Source organism: Arthrobacter sp. B0316-1-20 (assembly GCF_059091865.1).
The window spans coordinates 1-5,766 of the sequence record NZ_JBNHHC010000120.1 but is presented as its reverse complement, the minus strand read 5'-3'; the positions used below and the strand labels follow the sequence as shown (position 1 = coordinate 5,766).

Here is a 5,766-nt window from a genome sequence, read left to right as displayed (position 1 = left end):
AACCTCGGCCTGATCGCGCGCCTGGCCGTCCACACCCCGGCTGAAGCCGTCGGCATTGCCGACGGCGACGCGGGCCGGCTGAAGGAAGCGATCGAGGCGGCGGCCCGTGCGGCAGGCCGGTCCGGCTATGAGCCGCAGCTGTTCGCCGGCCCGGACGCAGCGGCAACCATCGCCGCCTGGCCGGCGGCCGACGTCGTACTTAACGGCATTACCGGTTCCATCGGCCTCGCCCCGACACTCGCCGCGCTCCGGGCCGGCCACCTCCTGGCGCTCGCTAATAAGGAATCGCTGATCGTCGGCGGCGAATTGGTGCGGAATGCTGCGGGACCCGGACAGATTGTGCCAGTGGATTCGGAACATTCGGCCCTGGCCCAGGCGCTGCGTTCCGGGACCGGCGCGGAGATCGACCGGCTGGTCGTGACGGCATCTGGCGGCCCATTCCGGGGGCGGAAGCGCGCCGAACTGGCCGGCGTGACCCCGCAGGAGGCGCTGGCCCATCCCACCTGGGACATGGGCCGGATGGTGACGACGAATTCGGCGACCCTGGTCAACAAGGCCCTTGAGGTGATCGAAGCCCACCTGCTGTTCGATATCCCGCTGGACCGCATCGACGTGGTGGTCCACCCGCAGTCCGTGGTGCATTCGATGGTCCAGTTCACGGACGGTTCCACCATCGCCCAATGCTCCCCGCCGGACATGCGGCTTCCGATCGCCTTGGGCCTGGGTTGGCCGGCCCGGGTGCCGGGAGCGGCGCCGGCGTGCGACTGGACCAAGGCGGCAACCTGGACCTTCGAACCGCTCGATGAAGAAGCATTCGCCGCGGTCCGGCTGGCCAAGGAAGCGGCCGCGGAGGGCAGTACCTGCATGGCTGTCTTCAACGCGGCCAATGAGGAAGCCGTCAACGCCTTCCATGACGGCCGGATCGGGTTCCTGGACATCGTGGATACAGTCGCTGCCGTCGTGGCAGAGCATGAGGGATCCTCGGAGCTGAGCCTGGAATCCGTGCTGGCGGCCGAAAGCTGGGCACGCTTCAGGGCCCGCGAACGTTTAGGGTTGGGGGCGCCGCTGTGACGACCCTGCATCCAGCCGACCGCACGTGAAGGAATACCCGAAGGAAATCCGTTGACCGTTCTTCTTTTCATCCTTGGTGTGTTGTTCGTGGCGGTGGGCATCGCCGTTTCGATCGCACTCCATGAGGTCGGCCACCTGGTGCCAGCCAAGCTGTTCAAGGTCCGTGTAACGCAGTACATGATCGGTTTCGGCCCCACGCTCTGGTCCCGCCGGAGAGGTGAAACCGAGTACGGCGTCAAGGCCGTTCCGTTGGGCGGCTATGTGTCGATGATCGGTATGTTTCCGCCAGCCAAGGGCGACGACGGCCAATCCGTCCGCAAGTCCAGCACCGGAATGTTCCAGCAGCTGGCGGCCGACGCCCGCCAGGTCGCAGCGGAGCAGATAGGGCCCGGGGACGAGAACCGCGTTTTCTACAAGCTGCCGATCTGGAAGCGCATCATCATCATGCTCGGCGGACCGGCCATGAACCTGGTCATCGGCGTGGTCCTGTTTGCCGTCCTGATCATGGGCTTCGGCTCGCCGCAGGCAACAACGACCGTCAGCGACGTCTACCGGTGCGTCGTCCCCGCGAGCCAGCAGGCGGCGACCGGGCAGACCGACTGCACGGACACGGATCCGGTGGCTCCGGCGTTCGCGGCCGGCCTGCAGCCGGGGGACACCATCACCGAGTTTGACGGCAGGGCCGTGACCAGCTGGGAGGAAATGTCTTCCTGGATCCGGGACGCTGCCGGCCGGGAAGTGCCGATCAGCTACCTGCATGACGGGCAGGAAGTGGAGTCGACCATCACCCCGCTGCTCACCGAGCGTCCGGTTCCGGATATCGATGGCCGCCCGCTGATGGGGCCGGACAACCAGCCGGTCATGGAGGAAGTCGGGTTCATCGGCGTCGGTTCGCGTACCGAACTGGTGCCTCAGCCGGCCACCGAGGTGCTGCCGGCCGTCGGCGAGAACATCGCCAACGTCACCGGCGTCGTGCTCAACCTGCCGCAGCGGGTGGCCGACGTCGCGGAGGCGGCGTTTTCCAGCGAACCCCGGGATCCGAACGGGCCGATCAGCGTCGTCGGCGTGGGGCGCATCGCCGGCGAAATCTCCGCCATGGAGGAAGTGCCGCTCCAGTCTCGCGTCGCCACTCTGATCGGACTGCTCGGCGGCGTCAATCTGGCCTTGTTCGTCTTCAACCTGGTGCCGCTGCTGCCGCTCGACGGCGGCCATGTCGCCGGTGCGCTGTGGGAAGGGCTGAAGCGGGGAGCTGCCCGCTTGTTCAAGCGTCCCGATCCGGGTCCGTTCGATATCGCCAAACTGCTCCCGCTGACCTACGTTGTCGCCGCGCTGCTCATGGGCATGGGAGCGCTGCTGATCTACGCGGACATCGTCAAGCCGGTCAACCTGTTCGGCTGACCTCGGCCGCCACCTACCCGGAGCAGGGGAGCGGTCACCTGCCGCCCGCGAAGCCTGTCGCGCCACGCGGGCCCTCGGCAGGTAGGCTTTTGCCCATGAGTGTTTTTGCTGTGGAATACGTTTATGACGCTGAAGCGACCGACCTGATCACGGAGCACCGCCCCGCCCACCGCGCCTGGCTTGCCGAGCTGCTGCAAGCCGGGCGCCTGCTGACCTCGGGTCCCTTCGTTGACGGCAGCGGCGCCCTGCTCATCTTCACCGCAGCCGATGAGGACGAACTCAACGAGACCCTGAAGCAGGATCCGTTCGCTTCCGTCGGCGTGATTTCCGGCATGAAGACCACCGAGTGGAATCCGGTCATCGGCCTGCTTGCCAACCAGGGCTGAACCGCTGCCTAGCCAGCATTGTCAGCTTCAGAGCGCATAATTAGTAAGACGCCGGCCCGGCGTAATCGTTAACTGCCATCCAGGCACAATGGAGGACCCTTGACCTCGGTCAATCTCGGAATGCCCGCTGCACCACCGCCCGTACTTGCACCCCGTCGCAAGACACGGCAGATCAAGGTCGGCGCCGTGGGAGTCGGATCCGAATCGCCCATCAGCGTCCAGTCCATGACGACCACCCCCACGACGGACATCAACGCGACGCTGCAGCAGATCGCCGAACTCACCGCCGCGGGCTGCGACATTGTGCGTGTGGCCTGCCCCAGCGCGGACGACGCCGCGGCGCTGCCGATCATCGCGAAGAAGTCCCAGATTCCGGTTATCGCGGACATTCATTTCCAGCCCAAATATGTCTTTGCCGCGATCGACGCCGGCTGCGCCGGGGTGCGCGTCAACCCCGGCAACATCCGCAAGTTCGACGACCAGGTCAAGGAAATCGCCCAGGCTGCCAAGGACGCCGGCACCTCCCTGCGCATCGGCGTGAATGCGGGTTCGCTGGACCCCCGGCTGCTGCAGAAATACGGGAAGGCAACCCCCGAAGCACTGGTCGAATCCGCCATCTGGGAAGCCTCCCTGTTCGAAGAACATGACTTCCACGACTTCAAGATTTCCGTCAAGCACAACGACCCCGTGGTCATGGTCCGGGCCTACGAGCTCCTGGCCGAACGCGGCGACTGGCCGCTGCACCTGGGCGTGACAGAGGCCGGGCCGGCGTTCCAGGGCACCATCAAGTCCGCCACCGCCTTCGGCGCCCTGCTGTCCAAGGGCATCGGGGATACAATCCGCGTCTCCCTCTCCGCACCGCCGGTCGAGGAAATCAAGGTCGGCAACCAGATCCTGCAGTCCCTGAACCTGCGGCCGCGCAAGCTGGAAATTGTCTCCTGCCCCTCCTGCGGCCGCGCCCAGGTGGACGTCTACACCCTCGCGGACCAGGTCACCGCAGGACTGGAGGGAATGGAGGTTCCGCTGCGGGTCGCCGTCATGGGCTGTGTGGTCAACGGTCCGGGCGAAGCGCGCGAAGCCGACCTTGGCGTGGCCTCCGGCAACGGAAAAGGCCAGATTTTCGTGAAGGGTGAGGTCATCAAGACTGTTCCTGAGGACCAGATTGTTGAGACACTCATTGATGAAGCGATGAGAATTGCCGAAGAGATGGGTGGAAGCGATGGCGAGGATGCTGTCCCGGGTGGCCCCGTGGTTACGGTCAGCTGATTCTCCGCAGCTCCCGCCCTCGGATGTGCTGACCACGGGAGCTGAGGGACGCCCCCTCGAAGTTCCCGGGCAATCCTCCCTTGAGGGTCCGTGTCCGGACGGGGAGGTCCGTGTCCTTGACGACGGGGACACGGACGTCCTATGGACCCTGGTCAACCAGGACCCGGTGGCGAACATTTTCGTGGCCTCGCATCTTGAAGTGTCCGGCACCGCCGCCTCCACGTCCACCGGAGCGCGGATGCTGGGCTATTTCGACGCCGGCACAATGGTCAGTGCCTGCTGGGCCGGTGTCAATGTGGTTCCGGTAGCTGTCACGGCGGAAACCGGACCGGCTTTCGGGCAGTACCTGGGCGAATCCGGCCGCCGGTTCTCCTCGATTTTCGGGCCGGCGGAAGGCGTGCTGGCGATCTGGTCCCGCCTCCAGTGGGCCACCCCGCGGCCTTTCGATGTTCGGCCGAACCAGCCGTTGCTGGAAATCCGTACCGCGCCGAAAGTCGCCGCCAACGCCGGCCTGCGGACCACCCAGGCCAGCGAGCTGGACATCCTGCTTCCGGCCTGTGTGGCGATGTTCGAAGAGGAAGTCGGCTATTCCCCGACCTCCGGCGGCGACAACTACTACCGCCACCGCGTGCGCGGCTTCATCCAGCGCCGGCACTCGTTCATCGACGTGGATGCGGCGGGACAGGTCATTTTCAAGGCCGAACTGGGAACCGTATCCAGCAGCGCCACGCAGATTCAGGGCGTCTGGATGAATCCGGCGTACCGCGGCCAGGGGCTGAGCGCCGGCTACATGGCGTCCATGGTAAACGCTGCCCGCCAGGTGGCACCGGTAACCAGCCTCTATGTCAACGACTACAACGCCCGCGCCCTGGCCACCTATAGGGCCGTCGGGTTCGAACAGATCGGCACCTTCGCGACGGTCCTGTTTTAGCGGAGGTTCCCTGTACCCGCATCAGTTGCCGGAGTATCCGCAGAAACTAAGTGTGCTGATGGTCTCCTGCACCCTCGAGGTGGCAGGACAGCGGTACAACGTGAGCGGCGAGGAGCTACAGGCCCAGACCGAGGGCGACGAAACGTTCGCTACCGTCAGCACCCGCGACGGCGACAATACGCAGATGCTGATGCAGGTTTCGGCCGCGCAGGGGTCTTTGCTGGTCGTGGCCACGAAGACCGGAGCGGAGCTGGGGGACCAGGAACAGCAGGGGCTCGAGGACCTGGTGGATGAGGTATTCGCCAAGGATGAGGCCGAAACCGGCGGCGGACAGACGGGGACTCCGGAAACCGCAACACCGACTGACGGGCCCGCAGCGGCGGCACGCAGGCGGCAGGGCCGGCGCCGTTCACGAACCGGGGCGCGGAACCGCTAGATTAGTAGACAGTGTTTATCCGGGTCGCGGCTGCGGCCCTGCCGCCTGTCTTAAGAAACGGATTTTCAAGCGTGGTCCTTCGCCTTTCCACCCTGTTCCTGCGCACTCTGCGCGAAGACCCTGCCGACGCCGAGGTCGCCAGCCACCGGCTGCTGGTCCGCGCCGGGTACATCCGCCGCGCGGCTCCCGGCATCTACAGCTGGCTGCCCCTGGGCCTGCGGGTGCTGGGCAAGGTGGAGCAGATCATCCGCGAGGAGATGGCCGCTATCGGCGCCCAG

6 protein-coding genes and 1 pseudogene are annotated in these 5,766 nt (G+C 65.8%); all 7 read left to right on the top strand.

What is annotated here, in order from left to right:
- Window positions 1-1,071: 1-deoxy-D-xylulose-5-phosphate reductoisomerase (dxr, locus tag AC5RW2_RS40020; RefSeq protein ID WP_494075231.1), on the top strand; the 1,071-nt coding region annotated here is incomplete at its 5' end.
- Window positions 1,072-1,122: 51 nt separating this feature from the next.
- The gene (locus AC5RW2_RS40015) at window positions 1,123-2,469 is read left to right on the top strand and encodes a M50 family metallopeptidase (RefSeq protein ID WP_494028782.1); all 1,347 of its coding nucleotides are present in this window, start codon (window positions 1,123-1,125) and stop codon (window positions 2,467-2,469) included.
- A 95-nt stretch (window positions 2,470-2,564) separates the two neighbouring features.
- Window positions 2,565-2,855, top strand: a complete 291-nt coding sequence (locus tag AC5RW2_RS40010; protein WP_494028781.1) for a YciI family protein — start codon at window positions 2,565-2,567, stop codon at window positions 2,853-2,855.
- A 99-nt stretch (window positions 2,856-2,954) separates the two neighbouring features.
- Window positions 2,955-4,121, top strand: coding sequence for a flavodoxin-dependent (E)-4-hydroxy-3-methylbut-2-enyl-diphosphate synthase (ispG, locus tag AC5RW2_RS40005; protein WP_494028780.1), 1,167 nt, complete (start codon window positions 2,955-2,957; stop codon window positions 4,119-4,121).
- Between the two features lie 166 nt (window positions 4,122-4,287).
- Window positions 4,288-5,052, top strand: coding sequence for a GNAT family N-acetyltransferase (locus AC5RW2_RS40000; RefSeq protein ID WP_494075230.1), 765 nt, complete (start codon window positions 4,288-4,290; stop codon window positions 5,050-5,052).
- 52 nt (window positions 5,053-5,104) lie between these two features.
- The gene (locus AC5RW2_RS39995) at window positions 5,105-5,488 is read left to right on the top strand and encodes a hypothetical protein (RefSeq protein ID WP_494028778.1); all 384 of its coding nucleotides are present in this window, start codon (window positions 5,105-5,107) and stop codon (window positions 5,486-5,488) included.
- A 71-nt stretch (window positions 5,489-5,559) separates the two neighbouring features.
- Window positions 5,560-5,766, top strand: a pseudogene (locus tag AC5RW2_RS39990) (proline--tRNA ligase); the annotation flags it as partial.